Origin of the sequence: Winogradskyella forsetii (assembly GCF_013394595.1) — a bacterium.
Lineage (GTDB): Bacteria > Bacteroidota > Bacteroidia > Flavobacteriales > Flavobacteriaceae > Winogradskyella > Winogradskyella forsetii.
This window is the reverse complement of sequence record NZ_CP053348.1, coordinates 2,802,505-2,823,886: the sequence shown is the minus strand read 5'-3', so window position 1 is coordinate 2,823,886 and position 21,382 is coordinate 2,802,505. Positions and strand designations below refer to the sequence as shown.

21 protein-coding genes are annotated in these 21,382 nt (G+C 34.6%); 11 read left to right on the top strand and 10 right to left on the bottom strand.

Going from position 1 to position 21,382, the window contains the following annotated elements:
- Nucleotide 1: 1 nt before the first annotated feature.
- The 3 genes from HM987_RS12260 to HM987_RS12250 form a co-directional block, all read right to left on the bottom strand.
- Nucleotides 2-1,729: a phospho-sugar mutase gene (locus tag HM987_RS12260; RefSeq protein ID WP_179008357.1), complete on the bottom strand. Its 1,728-nt coding sequence runs from the start codon at nt 1,727-1,729 to the stop codon at nt 2-4.
- A 92-nt stretch (nt 1,730-1,821) separates the two neighbouring features.
- Entirely contained in the window at nt 1,822-2,772 is a 951-nt protein-coding gene (locus tag HM987_RS12255) for a glycosyltransferase family 2 protein (protein ID WP_179008356.1), read from the bottom strand.
- A 44-nt stretch (nt 2,773-2,816) separates the two neighbouring features.
- Nucleotides 2,817-3,350, bottom strand: a complete 534-nt coding sequence (locus tag HM987_RS12250; RefSeq protein ID WP_179008355.1) for a DUF4199 domain-containing protein — start codon at nt 3,348-3,350, stop codon at nt 2,817-2,819.
- Between the two features lie 157 nt (nt 3,351-3,507).
- Between HM987_RS12250 and HM987_RS12245 the strand changes: the two genes are divergently transcribed.
- The 3 genes from HM987_RS12245 to HM987_RS12235 all read left to right on the top strand — a co-directional run bounded on the left by HM987_RS12245 (nt 3,508) and on the right by HM987_RS12235 (nt 5,990).
- The gene (locus HM987_RS12245) at nt 3,508-3,759 is read left to right on the top strand and encodes a type B 50S ribosomal protein L31 (protein ID WP_179008354.1); all 252 of its coding nucleotides are present in this window, start codon (nt 3,508-3,510) and stop codon (nt 3,757-3,759) included.
- Nucleotides 3,760-3,901: 142 nt separating this feature from the next.
- The gene (locus HM987_RS12240; RefSeq protein ID WP_179008353.1) at nt 3,902-5,077 is read left to right on the top strand and encodes a GlmU family protein; all 1,176 of its coding nucleotides are present in this window, start codon (nt 3,902-3,904) and stop codon (nt 5,075-5,077) included.
- 1 nt (nt 5,078) lies between these two features.
- The gene (locus HM987_RS12235) at nt 5,079-5,990 is read left to right on the top strand and encodes a TolB family protein (RefSeq protein ID WP_179008352.1); all 912 of its coding nucleotides are present in this window, start codon (nt 5,079-5,081) and stop codon (nt 5,988-5,990) included.
- Between the two features lie 156 nt (nt 5,991-6,146).
- Here HM987_RS12235 and HM987_RS12230 read toward each other — a convergent pair whose 3' ends face one another.
- Nucleotides 6,147-7,784: an ABC transporter substrate-binding protein gene (locus HM987_RS12230; protein WP_179008351.1), complete on the bottom strand. Its 1,638-nt coding sequence runs from the start codon at nt 7,782-7,784 to the stop codon at nt 6,147-6,149.
- 45 nt (nt 7,785-7,829) lie between these two features.
- Here HM987_RS12230 and mtaB point away from each other — a divergent pair, with 45 nt between their 5' ends.
- Nucleotides 7,830-9,161, top strand: a complete 1,332-nt coding sequence (mtaB, locus tag HM987_RS12225; RefSeq protein WP_179008350.1) for a tRNA (N(6)-L-threonylcarbamoyladenosine(37)-C(2))-methylthiotransferase MtaB — start codon at nt 7,830-7,832, stop codon at nt 9,159-9,161.
- A gap of 64 nt (nt 9,162-9,225) precedes the next feature.
- The gene (locus HM987_RS12220) at nt 9,226-9,771 is read left to right on the top strand and encodes a lipocalin family protein (protein WP_179008349.1); all 546 of its coding nucleotides are present in this window, start codon (nt 9,226-9,228) and stop codon (nt 9,769-9,771) included.
- Nucleotides 9,772-9,909: 138 nt separating this feature from the next.
- Here the strand turns inward: HM987_RS12220 and HM987_RS12215 are convergent, their stop codons facing one another.
- Nucleotides 9,910-10,206 (bottom strand): N-acetyltransferase, encoded by a 297-nt coding sequence (locus HM987_RS12215; RefSeq protein WP_179008348.1) that lies wholly within the window; start codon nt 10,204-10,206, stop codon nt 9,910-9,912.
- Nucleotides 10,207-10,368: 162 nt separating this feature from the next.
- Here HM987_RS12215 and HM987_RS12210 point away from each other — a divergent pair, with 162 nt between their 5' ends.
- The 3 genes from HM987_RS12210 (at nt 10,369) to cls (ending at nt 13,501) form a co-directional block, all read left to right on the top strand.
- On the top strand, nt 10,369-11,031 hold the full coding sequence (locus HM987_RS12210) for an alpha/beta hydrolase (protein WP_179008347.1): 663 nt from the start codon (nt 10,369-10,371) through the stop codon (nt 11,029-11,031).
- Between the two features lie 64 nt (nt 11,032-11,095).
- Entirely contained in the window at nt 11,096-12,049 is a 954-nt protein-coding gene (locus tag HM987_RS12205) for a lytic transglycosylase domain-containing protein (protein WP_179008346.1), read from the top strand.
- A gap of 42 nt (nt 12,050-12,091) precedes the next feature.
- Nucleotides 12,092-13,501, top strand: a complete 1,410-nt coding sequence (cls, locus tag HM987_RS12200; protein ID WP_306293664.1) for a cardiolipin synthase — start codon at nt 12,092-12,094, stop codon at nt 13,499-13,501.
- On the opposite strand, the gene HM987_RS12195 is transcribed toward cls, so the two are convergent.
- Entirely contained in the window at nt 13,502-14,080 is a 579-nt protein-coding gene (locus tag HM987_RS12195) for a DUF2892 domain-containing protein (RefSeq protein ID WP_179008344.1), read from the bottom strand.
- A gap of 159 nt (nt 14,081-14,239) precedes the next feature.
- On the opposite strand from HM987_RS12195, the gene rpmH reads away from it, so the two are divergent.
- From rpmH to HM987_RS12180, 3 genes are all read left to right on the top strand, one after another.
- Complete coding sequence (gene rpmH, locus HM987_RS12190; RefSeq protein WP_115818167.1) at nt 14,240-14,401, top strand: 50S ribosomal protein L34; 162 nt, start codon at nt 14,240-14,242, stop codon at nt 14,399-14,401.
- Nucleotides 14,402-14,531: 130 nt separating this feature from the next.
- Nucleotides 14,532-17,387 (top strand): carbamoyl-phosphate synthase large subunit, encoded by a 2,856-nt coding sequence (gene carB / locus HM987_RS12185; RefSeq protein ID WP_179008343.1) that lies wholly within the window; start codon nt 14,532-14,534, stop codon nt 17,385-17,387.
- Between the two features lie 76 nt (nt 17,388-17,463).
- On the top strand, nt 17,464-17,880 hold the full coding sequence (locus tag HM987_RS12180) for a T9SS type A sorting domain-containing protein (protein ID WP_179008342.1): 417 nt from the start codon (nt 17,464-17,466) through the stop codon (nt 17,878-17,880).
- 65 nt (nt 17,881-17,945) lie between these two features.
- On the opposite strand, the gene HM987_RS12175 is transcribed toward HM987_RS12180, so the two are convergent.
- The 4 genes from HM987_RS12175 to rmuC form a co-directional block, all read right to left on the bottom strand.
- Entirely contained in the window at nt 17,946-18,485 is a 540-nt protein-coding gene (locus HM987_RS12175) for an acyl-CoA thioesterase (RefSeq protein ID WP_179008341.1), read from the bottom strand.
- Nucleotides 18,478-19,194 (bottom strand): DUF3307 domain-containing protein, encoded by a 717-nt coding sequence (locus HM987_RS12170; RefSeq protein WP_179008340.1) that lies wholly within the window; start codon nt 19,192-19,194, stop codon nt 18,478-18,480. The genes HM987_RS12175 and HM987_RS12170 overlap by 8 nt, the downstream gene beginning before the upstream one ends.
- A complete protein-coding gene (locus tag HM987_RS12165) occupies nt 19,191-19,805 on the bottom strand; it encodes a transcriptional regulator (RefSeq protein ID WP_179008339.1) in 615 nt (204 codons plus the stop codon). Before HM987_RS12165 ends, HM987_RS12170 begins: the two co-directional genes overlap by 4 nt.
- A gap of 102 nt (nt 19,806-19,907) precedes the next feature.
- Entirely contained in the window at nt 19,908-21,296 is a 1,389-nt protein-coding gene (gene rmuC / locus HM987_RS12160) for a DNA recombination protein RmuC (RefSeq protein WP_179008338.1), read from the bottom strand.
- Nucleotides 21,297-21,382: the final 86 nt, after the last annotated feature.

Below are 21,382 nucleotides of genomic sequence, written 5' to 3'. Positions count from 1 at the left end.
ATTATAAATTCATATCCTTGAGGATAGCATCAATTCGGTCGTCCAATAATTGCTCCGTTTTTTTGAAGTCTGCCTTATTGTCAAGATCAGTGCTGACGCTGATATAGAATTTTATTTTTGGTTCAGTGCCACTTGGTCGCAATGCTATTTTACTGCCATCTTCTGTGTAATATATCAATACATTGGACTTAGGAATATCTATGGTCGTTTCTTCGTTAGTTTGAAGATTTTTTGAAATTGATAAATCATAATCCTCAATCAAAACCACTTTTTGACCATTGATTTCTTTTAGTGGATTAGCTTTGGCATCAATCATCATTTGCTTAATTTCCTCTGCACCAGAAATTCCTTTTTTAGTTAAAGAGATTAGTCGTTCTTTGAAGAAACCGTGTTCCACATAAAGATCAATCAATTCTTGGTACATGGTTTTACCTTTTGCCTTGGCTTGTGCTGCAATTTCACAAGCTAATAGCGTGGAAGTTACAGCATCCTTATCTCGAACAAAATCACCCACCATATATCCAAAACTCTCTTCGCCGCCTCCAATAAATTCCAGTTCAGGGAAGTCTTTAATCATTTTTGCGATCCACTTAAAACCGGTCAGACCAATTTTACTTTCTACATCGTAAGCATTGGCTAAAACGGTCATCATTGGTGTAGAAACAATAGTAGAAGCTACAAATTGTTTCCCATTGATTTTTCCTGACTTTTTCCATTGTTTCAGAAGGAAATCGGTCATTAACAACATGGTTTGGTTACCATTAAGGATGACCAATTCGTTTTCTAAATTTCGTGTCACCACACCTAAGCGGTCACAATCTGGATCGGTTCCTATAACAATATCGCCATCCACTTTTTCTGCTAATTCCATAGCCATTTTTAAAGCTTCTGGCTCTTCAGGATTTGGAGAAACTACCGTTGGGAAATCGCCATTTGGTAATCGCTGTTCTTCAACTATATTTACGTTAGTATAACCCGCTCGTTTTAGTGTTTCCGGTATCGCTGTAATTGAGGTGCCGTGCAGAGATGTGAATACAATATTTAAGTTTTCTTTAGCTTCAGCAGAGGTGTCAAAACTTCCATTTTTTACAGAGGCATCAATAAAAACATCATCAACGTCTTTTCCTATGTATTGAATTAAATCTGGATTAGCTTCAAACTTAATTTCAGTATAATCCAATTTATTAATTTCAGCAATTACAGCTGAATCTTGTGGTGGTACCAGTTGACCTCCATCTTGCCAATACACTTTATAACCGTTATATTCTGGCGGATTATGAGATGCCGTCAACACAATGCCACAATGACAGTTTAAATGTTTTAAGGCAAACGATAATTCTGGTGTAGCCCTTAAATCTTCAAATAAATAAACTTTGATGTCATTGGCAGAAAAAACATCTGCAACTAGTTTGCCAAAAGTATTACTGTTATGTCTGCAATCGTAGGCAATCGCGACCTTTATAGCTTCATTTGGGAAACATTCTTTTAAATAATTGCTTAAGCCCTGCGTGTTTTTTCCTAAAGTATATTTATTGATTCGGTTGGTGCCCAAGCCCATTATTCCTCGCATTCCACCAGTTCCAAATTCAAGATTTTTATAAAAACTCTCTTCCACTTCTTTTGGATTAGAGGCCATCATATTTTTAATTTGTTTTTGGGATTCGTCGTCAAAAGTAGGCGTTAGCCAAGCGTTTACACGATCTAAAATTTCTGGTTTAATGTGAATCATGATTGTAAGAATTTATTAGCTGAATAATTTGTTTAACAAAAATAAACAATTCACAATTTGAAACCGACTAACAAGCTTATAAATTCTGAACCTTATTTCAGATTCAAATTTTCTTTAATAAAATAACGTTGTTGATCCCGTTTAGAACGTAAAACAAGTTCGCCCAGAAAGCCTGCGATAAAGAATTGCGAACCAATAATCATTGTAGATAGTGCAATGTAGAATTGCGGCCGATCAGTGATAAGTCTTCCGGTTGGATTGAGAAATAATTTGTCAATGCCCAAATAGAATGCAAATCCGAAACCAATAATGAACATCATTACGCCAAGAGCACCAAACAAATGCATTGGTCTTTTACCAAAGCGCGAAATAAACCAAATAGTGATAAGATCTAAAAAACCGTTGATAAAACGATTCATGCCAAATTTAGTGCGGCCATATTTGCGTGCCTGATGTTGTACTACTTTCTCGCCGATATTAGTAAATCCTGCATTTTTTGCCAACACAGGAATATAGCGATGCATTTCACCATAAACATCGATATGTTTTACAACGGTATTGCTATAGGCTTTTAAACCGCAATTAAAATCATTGAGTTTAACTCCTGAAGTTCGTCTTGCTGCCCAATTGAATAATTTGGAAGGTAAATTTTTAGAAAAATAGGAATCGTAACGTTTCTTTTTCCAGCCAGAAATCAAATCGAAATGCTCTTCCTTTATCATTTTGAAAAGTTCTGGAATCTCTTCTGGATTATCTTGTAAATCAGCATCCATGGTAATGACCACATCGCCTTTGGCTTGCGCAAACCCTGCATGCAAGGCTTGTGATTTCCCAAAGTTTTTTAGAAACCGTATCCCTTTCACATTCGGGTTTATTTCCACGAGTTCGGAAATAATGTGCCAAGACTTGTCAGTACTACCATCATCTATAAATAGAATTTCATAAGAAAACTGATTGGACAGCATCACTGATACTATCCAATCGTGTAATTCCTTTAAAGATTCCTCTTCGTTAAGTAGTGGTATTACTACTGATATGTCCATAGAGTTGTAGTCTAATTTCTAGACTTCAAAAATAGAGAAAATTTTTAAGCAAGGTCAGGATCATTTCGTTTAACTACTGCAGCCACAATTAAGCCAACAATACTAAAGCCGACAAGTTGGTAGGCAATAGATTTTAATGAATTACTAATGGAGAAAAAGCTTCCTTGGGCTTCAGCTTGTTTCATTGCTTCGTCAATAGCGGATTGAGGAGCCCCAAAATTTTCCATCATGGACAATTGGGTTTGAATTATTTTTTCTTGTAATAATGCTGCTGCATCAGGATCAACAAAATTAAAAATGACTAAACCAATAAGTGCAGGTATTACGATACCAATGGCGATAGTTATAAAGAAAGCTGTAAAAGCATTTTTGAAACTGATAAATCCTCCTGAAAGTTTTCTTGCCTTAACGGAAGAAACAATTCCAAAAATAATCACGAGTATCATCTGGCTAATTCCAAACCACCATTTGGTAAATAGATCGAGATATACAGCGTAGCCAATTATAGTCAGTGAAGTTAAAATTAATGCTAAATAAATTCCGTAGGAGGTAGCCGACGATTTTAAAGATTTTTCCATTATTAGTTGATTTTGTAGTTAATTGATTAGTTAGTATCCAAAGATAGAGAAATGTTACATATTTTTATGAAATAAAATTTATCAAAAAGATTGTACATTTATAAAAATTACTTAAATTTGCACCTCGAAAAATCGAATACATTTAAAGCATTTAGTGATGAAAGCAGGAATACATCCAGAAAATTATAGAGTAGTAGCGTTTAAAGATATGTCTAATGAAGATGTGTTTTTAACAAAATCTACAGCAGATACAAGTGAGACTATTGACGTTGATGGTACTGAATATCCATTAGTAAAATTGGAAATTTCTAGAACATCACATCCCTACTACACAGGTAAATCTAAATTGGTAGATACAGCTGGTCGTATTGATAAGTTCAAAAACAAATACGCTAAGTTTAAAAAATAAACGAAGCCCACAGATAATTAAAAAAGCCTTTCTAAGAACAGAAAGGCTTTTTTGTTTTCTATAATTCGATTACTTTTGATGCACTAATTAGTGGAACTTAGAGTAATAACTTCTATTTTCAAGCTTCTAACAGCAATCTTTTATGAACTATATACTATTTGATGGGCCATATCGCAACAATTTGTTGCCATTTACCTTTACAAGACCGGTTGCCGATATTAGAGTTGGTATTTTAACGATTCGTCAAAAATGGGAATCCTATCTAGAATATACAACCACGACTATTACGGAAGATTATTTGGCTGATAAGTTTCCTATGGTTGAAATGGATGATAATATCATGATTAATGCGTCATTTCTTCCCAATTATGAGGTTGCTGAAATTGTAAAGAGTTTGGAGCATAATCAGGCATTGTTTAAAGATGAAGACGTGATTGCGTTTTATGCAAAAGAAGGCGAGGAACATTCTGATTTCTCAACATTTGAAGCTATAGAACTTCAGGGAGATATTTTAAAGATTGAACATACTTGGGATATTTTTTCTAAAAACGGAGACGCCATTGCTGAGGATTTTAACTTAATTACAAAAGATCGAAAGTCACAGCCTATTCCTGCAACAGTAAATACCGTAAACCCTGAAAACATTTTTATTGAAAAAGGAGCGATCCTAAACTTTGCGACTTTAAATGCAAGTTCAGGTCCGATATATATTGGAAGAGATGCGGAAGTTATGGAAGGTTCTATGGTTAGAGGACCTTTGGCACTTTGTAATAATGCAGCTTTAAAATTAGGTACTAAAGTTTATGGACCAACAACGGTTGGGCCGCATAGTAAAATTGGAGGTGAGGTCAATAACTCGGTGATATTCGGGTATTCTAACAAAGGACACGATGGTTTTCTTGGAAATTCGGTTATAGGCGAATGGTGTAACCTTGGTGCAGACACAAATAATAGTAATTTAAAAAATAATTATGCTGAAGTCAGACTTTGGGATTATCAAACCGAGGGCTTTGCAAAAACCGGATTACAATTCTGTGGACTGATGATGGGAGACCATAGTAAATGTGGTATCAATACCATGTTCAATACTGGTACCGTTGTCGGTGTAAGTGCTAATATTTTTGGAAGTGGATTTCCACGGAATTTTGTTCCAAGTTTTTCTTGGGGTGGGAGTAAAGGATTTGTAACCTATAAAACCAATAAAGCATTTGAAGTTGCTGAAGTGGTTATGGCTAGACGAAAAGAAGAATTTACGGAACAAGACAAAGCTATATTAGAACACATATTTGAAGAAACAAAACACTATAGAAGAGACTAACATGAAACGATTACCCCAATTCACCCTACTTTTTTTATTTTTTATAAGCCTTGGATTTTCTCAAGAGGTTGAGATTAAAAATCTTAAAATTAATAATAAACTTGATCATTTTGCGGCAAGGGTTGTTAATGATAAAATCCTTTTGAGCTCTAACTTAGTGACTAAGAGAGGTCGTGCTATTTTAGATGGATTTTCTCAACAACTTTTTGGTATTTACGAAGGTACAGTAGATGAGAATGGTGAAATTAAAAATGTGGAGCTTATAAAAAGACCTGAGGTTGGCATGTCTAATATGTCGGTAGCCACTTATTCCAAAGACGGAAAGTACATGTATTTCACATCTAACCATACGGAAAAAGGAGAGAATAAATTACAAGATAAGAATACGTTCAACCTATTGATCCAGCGTGCCGAATATGAAGAAGGCATAGGCTGGACTAACTTTACAACGTTGCCATTTTGCGATCCAGATCACAATTTTGCACATCCTGCGTTAAGCCCTGATGGTTCTACATTATATTTTATTGCCGATGTAAAAGGCACGAAAGGGAAATCAGATTTATATAAAGTATCGGTTTCGGACCATAAAACCTATGGTGAAGTTACTAAATTAAGCGAAAAGATTAACTCCTCTCGAACTGAGATTTTTCCATTCGTCAGTGCAGATAATAAGCTTTACTTCTCTTCCGATAGACGCGGTGGAAAAGGAGGTATAGATATCTATAGTTACGATTTGGAATCCAATGATGACGACCAAAAACCAGTTTCATTGGATGCACCAATTAACGATCGTGGAGATGATTTTTCATTTTTCTTAAATGAAGATTTAACAACAGGCTATTTATCCTCAAGACGATTGAGAGGAGAAGGTGGTGATGATTTGTATTATTTCTCGGGATTTTCTGGTAAATGATTATTTTAGGGTCACGTCTCGACTTAACCATACATAAAAGAATTTATTTGTTAAGTGAATTCTTCATTTCTTTGTGAATCTTTATGCCTTTGTTGTGGAACTTTGTGCCCAAGCTATTAGCTATTCCGTATTCCGTATTCCGTCTTCCGTCTTCCGTCATTCAACTTCCGTCATATTAACTGATTTTCTTACAAATTTCAATTCCAATAAATTAGTAGCATTAATTCCCAAGCCTTCTACATTCTTTCTCGTAAACCGAACAACTTCATCATAAAATAAAGGCACGATTGGTGCAGCGTCCATAATTAGAGCATCCATTTTGGTATAAAGTTGCGCTCTCACTTGCGGATCAGTTTCTAAATATGCAGCTTCATACATTTGGTCGAAGGCTTCGCTTTGAAAATGCGTATAATTTGGGCCGTTTGGTGCAAAATTCTTGCTATAATATAAGGATAAATAATTTTCAGCATCAGGGTAATCTGCAATCCAACTCGCTCTAAAAAAATCGAGCTGGCCATTCGCTTTGGCATCTTTTAAACTTGAAGCTGGTATCACATCAACATTAACGTTTAATCCTGTTTTTTGAAGCTCACGCTGAATAAATTCACAAAAACTTAAATAATTGCTTGTTGTGGTTAAGGTAATTTCAGGGTTTTGTATGCCCGTTTCAGATTTAAATTCAGATACTAATTGTTTGGCTAGTTCGGGTTGATATGTAAAACCTATAGAAGCATCAAAACCTGGTAATCCTTTTGGGATAAAACCGCCATATGCAGGAATGCCGATGCCGTTTCTTAAATACGTCATCATTTTACTTTTATCAAAACCAACGTTAATGGCCTTTCTCAATTTTTTGGATTGAATGGTGTTTATTTCAGTTTCCATAAAAAACGCCAAATATTCCGTGTTGAGATATGGCCCACGAATCATTTTTACATTATTTGAATAGCTTGCTCTCAATTTTCCTTCAGCCGTTAAAATTTCATCCTTATAGGAACCGTCCAAACCCGAAACAAAATCAATATTACCTTGTGCAAACTGAAGAAATTCACTCTGCTTGTCTGGTAAAAATGTAATTGAAATTGCTTCAAGATAGGGCAGTGGTTGGCCTGTTGAATCGGTTTCAAAATAATGATTGTTGCGTCTAAAGACCAATTTCAGATTTTCCTCCCAACGCTTAAATTTAAAAGGGCCTGTTCCAATTGGATTCGACCTAAAATCGGTGCCATAATGTTCTACAATCTCTTTTGGCACGACGGAACAATATTTCATGGTCAACAATCCCAGAAATGCAGGAAAAGGTTGTTTCAATTTAATTTGAAATGTTGAATCATTGAGGGCTGAGAAATCGTCCACCTTATTTAAAACCCAACTTCCAGGCGATGCAATGGATTTGTCTCTCAATCGGTTGAAACTATATTCAAAGTCTGAAGCAGTTGTTTTTCTTGTGGAATCTTGTCCGAACAATTCATGCTTATGGAATAGAACATCTTTTCTCAAGTTGAATGTGTAGGTCTTTGCACTATCGGTTATCGTCCAATTTTTGGCAATACACGGCTTAACGTTTAATGCGTCGTCCATCTGCACCAACCCGTTAAATAACTGATGTGTTCCCCAAATATCAGCCAGGTCTTTTGAGAAGGCAGGATCGAGTGAGCCGATGTTTTTGTGTTCGTTATATCTAAAAACGAGATCATCGTTTTGAATGTTATCTATAGACGTACAAGAACATATTATCAAAAGTAATGTACCAAAAAGAAATCTATGGAATGAGAATGGTGCGAGTTTTAGCATATAACTTATATGTTGTAAATTTGCCAACTTGGTAAAAGTACAAGAATGAATCCAACAAAAAAAGTCGCATTTTATACACTAGGTTGTAAACTTAATTTTTCTGAAACTTCAACAATTGCCAGAGGTTTTACAGATGAAGGTTTTGACCGTGTGGATTTTAAGGAAAAGGCAGATATTTATGTAATTAATACCTGTTCCGTAACCGAAAATGCGGATAAACGTTTTAAGTCCATTGTAAAACAAGCTCAAAAAAATAATTCTGATGCATTTGTCGCCGCCATTGGTTGCTATGCCCAATTAAAACCAGAAGAATTAGCAGATGTTAACGGCGTAGATTTGGTTTTGGGAGCGACAGAGAAATTCAAGATTACAGATTATCTAAACGACTTAACGAAAAATGACTTCGGAGAAGTGCACTCATGTGAAATTGAAGAAGCTGATTTCTATGTTGGCAGTTACTCCGTTGGTGATAGAACCAGAGCGTTTTTGAAGGTTCAAGATGGTTGTGATTATAAATGCACCTACTGCACTATTCCGTTGGCGAGAGGTATTTCCCGAAGTGATACTATGGCGAATGTTCTTAAGAATGCCAGAGAAATTTCAGAACAGAATATTAAGGAAATAGTATTAACGGGAGTGAACATTGGCGATTACGGAAAAGGGGAATTCGGGAATAAAAAACACGAACATACGTTTTTAGATTTAGTTACTGAACTTGATAAAGTGGATGGCATAGAACGACTAAGAATTTCATCCATAGAGCCCAATTTATTAAAAAACGAAACCATAGATTTGGTCTCAAAATCTAGAGCATTTGTACCACATTTTCATATTCCATTGCAAAGCGGAAGCAATGACATCTTAAAAAAAATGAAACGTCGTTACATGAAGGAATTGTATGCCGATCGAGTGTCAAAAATAAAGGAAGTGATGCCTCATGCTTGTATTGGTGTGGATGTCATAGTTGGTTTCCCAGGAGAAACTGATGAGCATTTCTTAGAAACTTACAATTTTTTGAATGATTTGGATATTTCATATTTACATGTGTTCCAATATTCTGAACGTGACAATACAGAAGCGGCAGAAATGAAAGGTGCGGTTTATAAGAATGTACGAGCCAAGCGCAGTAAGATGCTGAGAGGATTATCGGCTAAAAAGCGTCGTGCGTTTTATGAAAAGCAATTAAACACGGAAAGAACTGTATTGTTTGAAGGCGAGAACAAAGAGGGGTACATTCATGGATTTACGGAGAACTACGTTAAAGTAAAGGCACCTTGGAACCCGGAATTGGTAAATACGCTTCATAATGTGAGTCTTACCAGCATAGATGAAGATGGTTTGGTTCGGTTTGAGTTTATAAATCATCTCGTACACTAATTTGATTGTGTAATCTGTTTCTTCTGTTATATTTGCAGCTAAATTCAAAAAAATTATATTAATTATGAAAAAAATTATCCTAGGTTTATTTATTTTAACCAGTTTATCTGTAACAACCTCATGTTCTAGTGACGATGATGATAACACGTCTAGTAATATTGAAGGTACTTGGAAACTCACAGCTTGGAATGTTTCAGGGACTTCCTATGATTTAAATAACGATGGTACAGTGAGTACTAATTTATTAGAGGAAATGAATTGTTATAATAATGAAACCATTGTTTTTAATAATAACGTTGCAACAATTATGTCTACCTCTTATGCTGATATTTATGCTGAATTGGAAGTGGGATCTACCTCAGAGTATATGTATACAATAGAGTGTGAAAATGAAGTAAGTACTGATGTTGCCACTTATTCAGTAAATGGAAATACCATTACAGTCACTTCAACATACGAAGAAGATGGTACGGTTTACGAGGATAATGTAGTAGGTACATTAAACGGTAATTCGATGTCATTTGTCATAGAAGAAGGATTGTATATTACCGATAGTAATTTTGATGCCGTCGTAGCTCAAGATCTTACATTTGTTTATACTAAAATATAAATCCTACATTCTCTAAAACAAAAAAAATCCGAAGCTTTCAAAGTTTCGGATTTTTTATTTTTCTAACGTCTAACGTCTAACGTCTAACGTCTAACGTCTAACGTCTAACGTCTAACGTCTAACGTCTAACGTCTAAAATTATATACGAATACCTACAGGCAACATTCGTTTATACTTTCTGTTTCGTCTTACAAATTTTGCGATTTCAGGGCTTGTTGGTACCACACTAATGTTTCGTTCCTTAATGTTTGAGAATACCAAATCAATAAAATCCAATTCAAATTCGTCTGTTCTTAAGGCGTCAGGAATAATCATCTTTGTTAAGAATATCTTACGTTCCTGTAAAGAATACTCAATAATAGCCATGTCGTTTTCAACCTTAAATTCAAATTGACGTAGAAAATCATTGTCAATTAGTTCAGCAGTTTCTGTCATAATTTTTCTTTATTAAATTCAGCGGTCGGTAGGGTAGATACTATAATTTATATAGTTTTGCTGTGCGAAGGTACAAAAAATCATCCAAAAAATTAGGATATTATTGTTAAAACCTTAAATTGTAAATCTTTAAGACGTCCCGATTAAAAAGTTTAATGACCTATGAATCCCAAGTTGACTCATGTATATTTAATGCCTGGCATGGCTGCCAATCCCTCTATATTTGAGCATATCAAACTACCTGAAGATAAATACAAAATCCATTGGTTGGAATGGCAAATTCCTGATAAAACGGAAACGCTTAGCGCATATGCCCAACGTATGTGTACATTTATTGAGCACAATAATGTGGTACTTTTAGGCGTTTCGTTCGGTGGTATTTTGGTTCAGGAAATGAGTAAATATGTAAAGCTTAAAAAATTGTTTGTGGTCTCTAGTGTAAAATCACATCACGAATTACCAAAACGGTTAAAATTACTTAAAGTAACCAAAGCTTATAAGATTTTACCTACCCAATTAGTAAGTAATATTGATTTATTGGCTAAATATGCTTTTGGGGAAACCATAAAAAAACGTGTGGATCTCTACAAAAAATATCTTTCCGTAAATGATAAAACCTATCTCGATTGGGCCATAAAGCAAGTGGTTTGTTGGGATCAAGAAGAAGCACACCCAGAAGCCATATATATTCATGGAGACAATGACGCTATTTTCCCCTATTCTTGTGAAGGAAATTGTATCGTTGTTGAAGGCGGAACACACATTATGGTGATTAATAAGTACAAATGGTTTAACGAAAATTTACCAAAACTTATTGAAAGTTGAACTTGAAACTTGTCCGTATATTGATTACATTTATAAAAAGAAAAAGAATTAAAAAAATAGAATTATGAAAATCATAAAAAATAGTTTAGCACTAATAGGAGTGATCTGTATATCAGGCTTGTTTATCTTCTCGATGCAAAAATCGCCAGAAGAAAAAGCACCTTCAGATAATTTATTAGGAAAAGAAGAGCCGATGGTGAATAACTACAATGTGTATGCTCTTGAAATGCCAGAAAATTTGAATTTTGCAGGTGAGCCCGTGCCGATCGAAAATCCAGACATCTACGAACGTATGGATCGAGAGTTATTGGTTAATACTTATTGGCAATCAAATGGCTTGTTGATGTTTAAACGTGCTCAAAAGTACTTTCCGATTATAGAACCAATTTTGAAAAAAAACGGAGTTCCAGATGATTTTAAATATTTAGCAGTAATTGAAAGTGGATTAGTCCAAACGGCAAAATCGCCTGCAGGCGCAAGTGGAGTTTGGCAAATTATGTCTGCTACGGGAAGAGAAAATGGTTTAGAGGTCAATGATAATGTGGATGAACGCTATAATTTAGAAAAAGCTACAGAAGTCGCCTGTGATTATTTAAAGAAAGCAAAAGAAAGTTTAGGATCATGGACTAAAGCAGCAGCAGCTTACAACGCTGGCAACTATGGTGTTTCCAGACGATTGAAGGAACAGGATGTTACTGGGTATTACGATTTGTTATTAGGAGAGGAAACTGGCCGTTATGTGTTCAGAATTGTAGCATTAAAAGAAATTCTCTCAAATCCAAGTAAATATGGATTCAACTTTAACAAAAGTCATTTGTATAAACCAGTGCCAACCCATAAAGTGGAAGTGGATACAGCAGTTACTAATTTTGCACAGTTTGCAAAACACTTCGGAATAAACTATAAAATTTTAAAACTTCATAATCCTTGGTTAAGAGAGCCACATTTAAATAATAAAACTCGTAAAACGTATGTAATTGATATTCCTGAAAAAGGATATTACAGTTCTGCCCCTTAATATTTGGAATTTGTTAGAAACCATATCTGGCAAATTTTATTTGTGCTCAATTATACGATCGCATTGTCTGCGGTTGTCACAATTTTGCATAAAAAATTACACCCTACTAAGACTTTAAGTTACATTATTGGGATGTTGGCTTTGCCATTCTTGGGCTTAATCTTTTACTATCTTTTTGGTCAAGAATATAGAAAGACAAAACTATTTAGCAGGAAAAATGTTTTAAATCAATCTAGGGTAAAAAAAATTCAAGATCAGTTAGAACTCAACACCAAAAAGATTGAAGAAATTGATGATCTTCTTGAAGAAAAATCAAAACTCATTCCTTTACTTTATAATAATGAAAAATCGAAACTGACTATTAATAACGATGTGAAACTCATTAAAAATGGTGACGCAAAGTTTAAAATGCTTTTTAAAGATATAGAGGAAGCAAAAAATCACATTCATCTTGAGTATTTTATAATTAATGATGATAAAATTGGGACAGAATTACTTAACCTATTGTGTAAAAAAGCAAAAGAGGGTTTAGAGATTAGAATTGTAATTGATGATGTAGGGAGTTCAATATCTTCTAAAATGAAACGCCAATTAAAAGATTGTGGCATAGAAATGTATCCCTTTATGCCTGTTTGGTTTTCAAATTCAACAGGTAAAATGAATTATCGCGACCATCGAAAAATCGTGGTTATTGATGGGAAAATTGGCTATGTTGGAGGTGTTAACGTTTCAGACGACTATGTCAATGCAAATAATGATAGATATTGGAGAGATACACACATTCGTATCGTTGGTGAAGCTGTAAAACCGCTGCAGATTTTATTTTTTACATCTTGGGATTTTGTGAGTGGCTCAGAATTAGAAATAACAAAAACATATTTTCCTGAACATAATTGTAAAGAAAACATTCCAGTTCAGATTGCGGCAAGCGGCCCAGATACTGATTGGTCTAATATAATGGAAGCCATATTTGTAGCCATTACCAATGCAGATGATCATGTGTATATTACAACACCTTATTTTATACCTAATAGTGAGATTATAACAGCGCTTCAAGTCATCGCCAGAAGTAACAAGGATGTTAAAATTATAGTCCCAAAAAAGTCAGATTCTTGGATTGCGGAATATGCAACCAATTCATATTTGGAAATGTTATTAGAAGCAGGCGTTGAGGTATATCATTATACAAAAGGATTTATTCATGCTAAAACTATGGTGGTCGATGGAGTTTTTAGCACAGTGGGAACGACCAATATGGATTATAGAAGTTTCAATATTAATTTTGAAGTGAACGCTTTAATCTACGATAAAGAAATTAGCGGTCAACTCACAGGGTTTTTTAATGATGACTTAAAAGATTGCGAACAGTTAGATTTAGAATCTTGGCAAAACCGTTCTAAACGCACGAAATTTATTGAAGCCGTTGCACGTCTAATGGCGCCATTACTCTAATTATCGTCTACTTCTACGATTCTGTCGCGCCGAAGTTGGCTGTCCATACTGTTGTTTAGGAATTACAGCTTTTTTCATCTGTTGCTTCATCATTTTTATCTGATCTTTAAGCATGTCTCTTTTGTCCAGTTTTTCAGCTTCAGCTAATAATTTCATGGCTTCAGGCTTTCGTCGCTTAGAGAATGCGATGCCTGCTAAATTTAATTTTGCCATGGCCAAATCATGATCCATTGATAATCCTAAATTAATCGCTTTTTTAAAGTAACCCTCAGCTTCATTCATATTGGTTTGGGAGACCATAATACCATTGAGGTAATTCAAATACCCTTGCTGTTTTTTTACCAAAGCACCTTCAGGATTCTTTATTTTATCAAGCCATTTTTTAGCACCTTCGAAATCTTGCTTTCTTAATCTTAAAAAAGCCAATAAGATAAACTCATTTTTAAAATAAAGGAAAATAAAAATGGTAGAAAGTAGGATATACATAATGCCGTTACCAATATAACCTTCTGTGAATTGATAGATACCAAAACCAATAATTAAAGCAGCAATGACTAATTTTATATTTTTATGAAACATATTTCTGTGTATTTTTGCAGAGCGCAAAGGTAATAAAAACAATTATAATTTTTTTCTTTTTGCTATTTGCTAAAGTAAAAACTTGTTGTATATTTGCACGCAGTTTTGAGATAGCTCTAAACCCATTAAAAAGAATATTAGTTTTTAAAAATATAAGACATGCCAAAAAGAACGTTTCAACCGTCAAAAAGAAAGAGAAGAAACAAACACGGTTTCAGAGAAAGAATGGCTTCTGTTAACGGAAGAAAAGTTTTAGCACGTAGAAGAGCTAAAGGAAGGAAAAAATTGTCAGTTTCAACGGAATCAAGACATAAAAAATAATGATTAACAATTGTTAATATATTAAGGGCGTTACTTAGGTGTAACGCCTTTTTTTGTATCCTATTGTTACTTATTTTTGCACAGCCAAATCAATAAAAATAAAATCGCATAATACTAAATAGAACGACTCATGCCAAAAAATAAAAACTTAAAGTCTATTTTGCTAATCGGTTCAGGGCCTATCGTTATTGGGCAGGCCTGTGAATTTGATTACTCAGGATCTCAAGCTTTACGATCTTTACGGGAAGATGGAATTGAAACTATTTTAATCAATTCCAATCCTGCAACCATAATGACGGATCCACAAATGGCAGATCATGTGTATTTGCTGCCATTGACAACTAAATCGTTAATTCAGATTTTAAAAGAGCATCCTCAAATTGATGCGGTTCTACCAACAATGGGAGGACAAACAGCCTTGAATCTTTGTATCGAAGCTGATGAGAAAGGCATTTGGGAAGATTTTGGTGTGGATATCATCGGTGTTGATATTGATGCAATAAATATCACTGAGGATAGAGAAAAATTTAGGGAGTTGATGCTAAAAATAGGTGTTGGTATGGCACCTCAAGCAACGGCAACCTCATTTTTAAGAGGAAAGGAAATAGCTCAAGAATTCGGCTTTCCTTTATGTATCAGGGCATCCTTTACTTTAGGTGGAGCAGGAGCGGCTATTGTATATAATGAAGAAGAATTTGATGAATCCTTAACACGAGGATTGGAAATTTCCCCTATCCACGAGGTAATGATTGATAAAGCATTATTAGGATGGAAAGAATACGAACTAGAATTATTAAGAGATAAAAACGACAATGTTGTAATCATCTGTACCATTGAGAATATGGATCCGATGGGAATTCATACGGGTGATTCCATAACTGTAGCACCAGCTATGACTTTATCTGATAAAACGCAGCAAAAAATGCGGGATATGGCCATTCATATGATGCGCAGTATCGGTGATTTTGCAGGTGGTTGTAATGTTCAGTTCGCAGTGAGTCCAGATGAAGAGGAAGATATTATAGCTATTGAAATCAACCCTCGTGTGTCCCGTTCTTCTGCTTTGGCAAGTAAAGCGACAGGTTATCCTATTGCGAAGATAGCAGCGAAATTAGCGTTGGGTTATACCTTAGATGAATTAAATAACCAGATCACAAAATCTACTTCGGCATTATTCGAACCAACCTTGGATTACGTAGTAGTTAAGATTCCACGTTGGAATTTCGATAAATTCGAAGGCTCTGACAGAACATTGGGCCTTCAAATGAAAGCTGTTGGTGAAGTGATGGCCATTGGTCGTTCGTTTCAAGAAGCCTTGCATAAAGCCACACAGTCACTAGAAATTAAGCGTAATGGACTTGGTGCCGACGGTAAAGGTTATAAAGATTATGACACCGTAATTGAGAAATTGACCCACGCAAGTTGGGACCGCGTATTTGTAATATATGATGCTGTTGCAATGGGAATACCGTTGAGCCGAATTCACGAGATTACAAAAATTGACATGTGGTATTTAAGACAGTATGAGGAATTATTTCAACTTGAAAAAGAAATTTCTACATATTCGATTGATACTATTGAGCGCGAATTATTACTTGAAGCAAAACAAAAAGGGTATGGAGATCGGCAAATCGCGCACATGCTGCGTTGTTTGGAAAGTGAGGTTCGCAATAAACGAATGGAACTTAATATTAACCGTGTTTTTAAGTTAGTAGATACGTGCGCTGCAGAGTTTAAAGCACAAACACCATATTATTATTCAACCTTTGAAAGTGAAGTTGAGACGCCAGACGGAAAACGGTATGTACATAATGAAAGTGTCGTAACCGATAAGAAGAAAATTATCGTTCTAGGCTCTGGGCCAAACCGAATTGGTCAAGGTATTGAATTTGATTATTGCTGTGTGCACGGCGTTTTAGCTGCAGCCGAATGTGGATACGAAACCATCATGATTAACTGTAATCCTGAAACCGTTTCTACCGATTTTGACATTGCAGACAAACTTTATTTTGAACCTGTGTTCTGGGAACATATCTATGATATTATTCAACATGAAAAACCAGAAGGTGTCATCGTTCAATTAGGAGGGCAGACGGCTTTAAAATTGGCCGAAAAATTAGAAAAATGGGGCGTTAAGATTATGGGAACCAGCTTCAAATCCCTCGATTTAGCTGAGGATAGAGGAAGTTTTTCAAACATATTGAAAGAAAATAATATTCCTTATCCAGAATTCGATGTAGCAGAATCTGCGGATGAAGCTTTAGCGATTGCGGACGTTTTGGACTTTCCAATCTTAGTACGACCTTCGTATGTGTTAGGTGGTCAAGGGATGAAAATCGTAATTAATAAGCAAGAGCTGGAATCTCATGTTATTGATTTATTGAAATCCATTCCTGGCAATAAATTGTTATTGGATCATTATTTAGATGGTGCCATTGAAGCCGAAGCTGATGCGATTTGTGATGCAGATGGAAATGTTTATATCATTGGGATTATGGAGCATATTGAGCCATGTGGTATTCACTCAGGTGATAGTAACGCGACGTTACCTGCTTTTAACTTAGGTGATTTAGTAATGCAGCAAATCATAGACCACACCCATACAATCGCTAGAGCTTTAGATACCGTTGGTTTAATAAATATACAGTTTGCTATAAAAGATGATATTGTTTATATCATTGAAGCCAATCCAAGAGCATCCCGAACCGTTCCATTTATAGCAAAAGCCTATAAAGAACCTTATGTAAACTATGCAACCAAAGTGATGTTGGGCGATAAAAAAGTGACTGATTTTGACTTTAATCCTCAGTTAGAAGGTTATGCGATAAAACAACCGGTATTTTCATTTAACAAGTTCCCTAATGTAAATAAACAATTAGGACCAGAAATGAAAAGTACTGGGGAAAGTATTTTATTTATCGATAGTTTAAAGGACGATCAGTTTTACGATTTGTATGCGAGAAGAAAAATGTATTTGAGTAGATAATTGGCATAGTTTTCGATGAAGTGTAAGTGTTATTCATTAATATTTACTAACTTAGCTATAACAATACCCAAATTGTATGAAAAAAATATTACTCAGTCTTACATCAATATTTACCTTTGGTACTTTGATTGCCCATACGGCTTCGTATCAAAATAGTGCTATTGATATTATAGAAAACAAAGATATTATTGGTTCTTCGGTAACAGAGAATGCTGAATGTTTTTTAAATCTTGAATTGAATGATGATTTGTTTCAAGATGAAAGTTTTAAGATTTCGCCAAATCCATCGAAAAACAAGTTAAACATTAAATTACCAAGGTCATCTGATAATATGACACTTGAAGTTTTTGATGTTTTAGGAAAGCGAATTCATAAAAGTACCATTTCACAGTTGGAAGCTTCTATAGATGTATCCGGTTGGAAAACTGGCGTGTATCTGGTTAAAGTTTCGGACGAAAACGAATCACAGACCAAACGATTTATTAAACAATAAAGACATTTAATATATTTTAAGTTAAAGTCATTTCTTGCGATAGCTATCGTTAGAAATGACTTTTTTTACTTAAAGTCAATTTTTACATTATAGTTTTTAAGCTGTTCCAAATGCTCATCTACATTTTTATAAAGACTTTCTAGATCTTCACTTCGCTTATTATCACTTTCTTTTCTGATTATGGATTTAATAAAACGCTTTGCAGCTAACTTATTGGTTAATATTAAACCTGGAACCGTTAAAGTATTCCCAGCTTCATCCACTGCGACCATTATAAAATAAGACGAATTGCAATGTTTCTTTTCGCCTGTTGTTATATTTTCAGACTCCACTCTAATACCAACAACCATGGACGACTTACCAACATAATTAACCGAAGCTTTCATGGTCACCAATTCACCAACTTCAATAGGATTTAAGAAGTTGACCTTATTCACGGATGCCGTGACACAATAACTACGGGAATGTTTTGAAGCACAAGCAAAAGCCACATTATCCATTAAACTTAAAATATAACCACCATGGATTTTTCCACCGAAATTGGCATGATGTGGTTTCATTAATTCTGAAATCTGAATTCTGGAATCTTCAGTGGTTTTAAACATATGTTAAAAGATTTAAATATAGTAAACTAGTAATTATAGCAATACCAAAACTGATTAATGTGCCTATTAATATGTATTCCGTTAATTTTCGTTCTTTGGAAGCAGTTAAGTCACCAAATCGAAAAACGGATTTTGCTGTTATTAAAAAACCAACAGCTTCCCAATGGCCTGCAATGATAAATATAAATACCAAAAGACGCTCTAAAATCCCAATATATTTACCGGCATCTTTTAGCGATTCGTTGTCTTTTGTAAGCTTAGAAATGTTCCATTTAGAAAAAATAGTTTTCATGAAAATGGAAGTTGGCTGTGTTAGAAATGCCACACAAATAATCAATAAGATAAAGTGGTCACTTAAATCTACAGTAAAATTGAAATCAGTACCATAAAGAATAATCGTTAATCCTATTATGGAAATAATGTGCAATACCTGATCTATAAAAAAGAACAATCGTTTTGTTTTTTTGCGCTGTAAAATAAGTTTTAAACCATCAATGATAAGATGTAATAGACCAATTCCTAATATTAACGGCGTATAAGATAAATCCCAAATCAGCAAAAACATCAATGCAATATGCAGAGCAACGTGCACATAAAGCCAAACTGATTTTAGTTTCTTTTTTTCTTTATGCTTAACCCATTGGTGAGGTTGTAGAAAGAAATCACCTATAAGATGCGCCAAAATGAGTTTTAAAATAATAAGGGTCATAGTAGTGTGGCTATTTTTTTTCTGAAAAGGGCATCTAATTCTAAAATTTCATCTAAGTAAGCACGTTTTTGCCTTTTGCTTACAGCATCTTGATTAATGCCGATTATTTTAGCCAATTGAGATTGAATCATATCAGGATATTCTAAACTTAATTTTACAATTTCTGCTGAATTAACCGTCCAATTATCCATTGCAATTAATGCCAACCTAAAATATAGATTTAATTCTTCATTTAGTGTATTGTTGCTGGTTTTTATTTTTAGATTTTGTTTTTCTTTTTTGAGGTTATCAAAGGTTTCTCCAGAAAATATATAGGCTTCACCATTAGACTCACTTACAGAATTGCCTTCATAATCTTTTGTGCCAATGCCAATTGACATTCGGACATCTATACCTTTAATGGATTTTAAAAATGCTTTAATATATACAGATGTTCTAAAGCTGTCCTCAATGGAATTAGACTCTAATTGAAAGCTATCTCCTCTATAGATATCATAAAATGAGGCATCATTGGATAATTTAGATAATGCCGATTTTAAGGGAATAAGCCATGAATCTTCACTGATGGCTTCTCTAGATTTTATAATGTCGCCTGTTATTACGCTGGTCATAGCATTTATATTTCATTACAAATATATGCCTTTAAAACGGAATAACCAAATATATGCCTTTAAAACGGAATATTATTAATTATGCCTTTTTTATGGAATATGTTAGAGATCATCGTCATTTGCACGTTTGATAATACTTTCCGGAAGTGCTTTTTTTGCTTTCGCACCCATTTTTTTAATCTTTTCAACACGTGAAATCAAATTACCCTTACCGTCAACCAACTTGTTCATAGCAGACGAATAATCACTTTTCGCGGCATCTATTTTTTTGCCAACACCAGTTAAATCGGTTACTAAACCTTCAAATTTATCATAGAGTGCTCCAGCTTGCTTTGCAATTTCCAAGGCATTCTGTTGTTGTTTTTCGTTATTCCACATAGAATCTATAGTGCGTAATGTAGCTAAAAGGGTAGAAGGTGTGACGATAACTATGTTCTGTTCAAAAGCTTTATTGTAAAGCGAGTTATCTTCATTAATCGCCACCGCAAAAGCAGGCTCAATAGGAATAAACATCAATACAAAATCTGGTGACTCAATATCATATAAATCTTGATAATTCTTGGCAGATAATTGATCCACGTGTTTTTTGATAGAATTGACATGTGCCTTTAGAAATAACGGTCGTTGTTCCTCTTCGGCATTGACAAATTGTTCATAAGCGGTCAATGAGACTTTAGCATCAATAATCATTTTCTTGGAATCTGGAAGGTGCAACACCACATCTGGCATCACACGCGAACCATCTTCACGTTGAAAGTTTTGTTGTACAAAATACTCCCTATCTTTTTCTAGACCAGATTTTTCTAGCACACGCTCCAAAACCAATTCGCCCCAATTACCTTGGATTTTACTATCGCCCTTTAAGGCTCTAGTTAAGTTTGTGGCTTCCAATGCCATTTGTTGGTTCAGGTCTTTTAAGCCTAATAATTGCTCTTTTAAAGCCGAGTGCATACTGATGCTTTCCTTTTGGGTGTCTTCAACTTTCTTCTCAAAAGTTTTTATTTTCTCTTCAAGCGGATTTAAAATATTCTTGATGTTCTCTTTATTCTGAAGCGTGAATTTTTCGGACTTTTCATCCAATATTTTTGACGCCATCAATTCAAAATCTTTTCGAAGTTGAATTTGTTGTTGAGCTAATTCTTCATCACGCTTTAAGTTTGCCTTTTCAAGATTTTCGTATTCGGAATTACGTCTCGACAATTCTGAGTTTAATAAGTCTTTTTCTCGTCTTATGGCTTCACGTTCCGTTTCAATTTTAGAAATGTTTTCTTTCAAGTCCTGTAATTGCTGATTAAAGTACTGATCTTGTTTCTGGTTTTCAGCTTCAGAAAATTGTTTGAATTCATGAAACTGTTGTTGCAAATTAGCATTGCGCTCCTCTAAAGTGCTTTTATCACTTTTACTTTTTAGTTGTGCAAATTTTAGTCCGATAAAAGCCCCAATAGCTGCCGAAATGATAATGGAAATGAATAGAATTATAGTGTCGTTCATATTGAAAAGAGAAATTTATCAAAGATACATTTTTAGCTTGAAACTTGAAGTTTTCTCCTAACGTTGTAAAGGTGTAAAGTTGGACT

What these genes read in the sequence shown, in the direction of transcription:
- HM987_RS12260 (WP_179008357.1), bottom strand. Translation starts at nt 1,729, where the DNA reads ATGATTCACATTAAACCAGAAATTTTAGATCGTGTAAACGCTTGGCTA.
- HM987_RS12255 (WP_179008356.1), bottom strand. Translation starts at nt 2,772, where the DNA reads ATGGACATATCAGTAGTAATACCACTACTTAACGAAGAGGAATCTTTA.
- HM987_RS12250 (WP_179008355.1), bottom strand. Translation starts at nt 3,350, where the DNA reads ATGGAAAAATCTTTAAAATCGTCGGCTACCTCCTACGGAATTTATTTA.
- HM987_RS12245 (WP_179008354.1), top strand. Translation starts at nt 3,508, where the DNA reads ATGAAAGCAGGAATACATCCAGAAAATTATAGAGTAGTAGCGTTTAAA.
- HM987_RS12240 (WP_179008353.1), top strand. Translation starts at nt 3,902, where the DNA reads ATGAACTATATACTATTTGATGGGCCATATCGCAACAATTTGTTGCCA.
- HM987_RS12235 (WP_179008352.1), top strand. Translation starts at nt 5,079, where the DNA reads ATGAAACGATTACCCCAATTCACCCTACTTTTTTTATTTTTTATAAGC.
- HM987_RS12230 (WP_179008351.1), bottom strand. Translation starts at nt 7,784, where the DNA reads ATGCTAAAACTCGCACCATTCTCATTCCATAGATTTCTTTTTGGTACA.
- mtaB (WP_179008350.1), top strand. Translation starts at nt 7,830, where the DNA reads ATGAATCCAACAAAAAAAGTCGCATTTTATACACTAGGTTGTAAACTT.
- HM987_RS12220 (WP_179008349.1), top strand. Translation starts at nt 9,226, where the DNA reads ATGAAAAAAATTATCCTAGGTTTATTTATTTTAACCAGTTTATCTGTA.
- HM987_RS12215 (WP_179008348.1), bottom strand. Translation starts at nt 10,206, where the DNA reads ATGACAGAAACTGCTGAACTAATTGACAATGATTTTCTACGTCAATTT.
- HM987_RS12210 (WP_179008347.1), top strand. Translation starts at nt 10,369, where the DNA reads ATGAATCCCAAGTTGACTCATGTATATTTAATGCCTGGCATGGCTGCC.
- HM987_RS12205 (WP_179008346.1), top strand. Translation starts at nt 11,096, where the DNA reads ATGAAAATCATAAAAAATAGTTTAGCACTAATAGGAGTGATCTGTATA.
- HM987_RS12195 (WP_179008344.1), bottom strand. Translation starts at nt 14,080, where the DNA reads ATGTTTCATAAAAATATAAAATTAGTCATTGCTGCTTTAATTATTGGT.
- rpmH (WP_115818167.1), top strand. Translation starts at nt 14,240, where the DNA reads ATGCCAAAAAGAACGTTTCAACCGTCAAAAAGAAAGAGAAGAAACAAA.
- carB (WP_179008343.1), top strand. Translation starts at nt 14,532, where the DNA reads ATGCCAAAAAATAAAAACTTAAAGTCTATTTTGCTAATCGGTTCAGGG.
- HM987_RS12180 (WP_179008342.1), top strand. Translation starts at nt 17,464, where the DNA reads ATGAAAAAAATATTACTCAGTCTTACATCAATATTTACCTTTGGTACT.
- HM987_RS12175 (WP_179008341.1), bottom strand. Translation starts at nt 18,485, where the DNA reads ATGTTTAAAACCACTGAAGATTCCAGAATTCAGATTTCAGAATTAATG.
- HM987_RS12170 (WP_179008340.1), bottom strand. Translation starts at nt 19,194, where the DNA reads ATGACCCTTATTATTTTAAAACTCATTTTGGCGCATCTTATAGGTGAT.
- HM987_RS12165 (WP_179008339.1), bottom strand. Translation starts at nt 19,805, where the DNA reads ATGACCAGCGTAATAACAGGCGACATTATAAAATCTAGAGAAGCCATC.
- rmuC (WP_179008338.1), bottom strand. Translation starts at nt 21,296, where the DNA reads ATGAACGACACTATAATTCTATTCATTTCCATTATCATTTCGGCAGCT.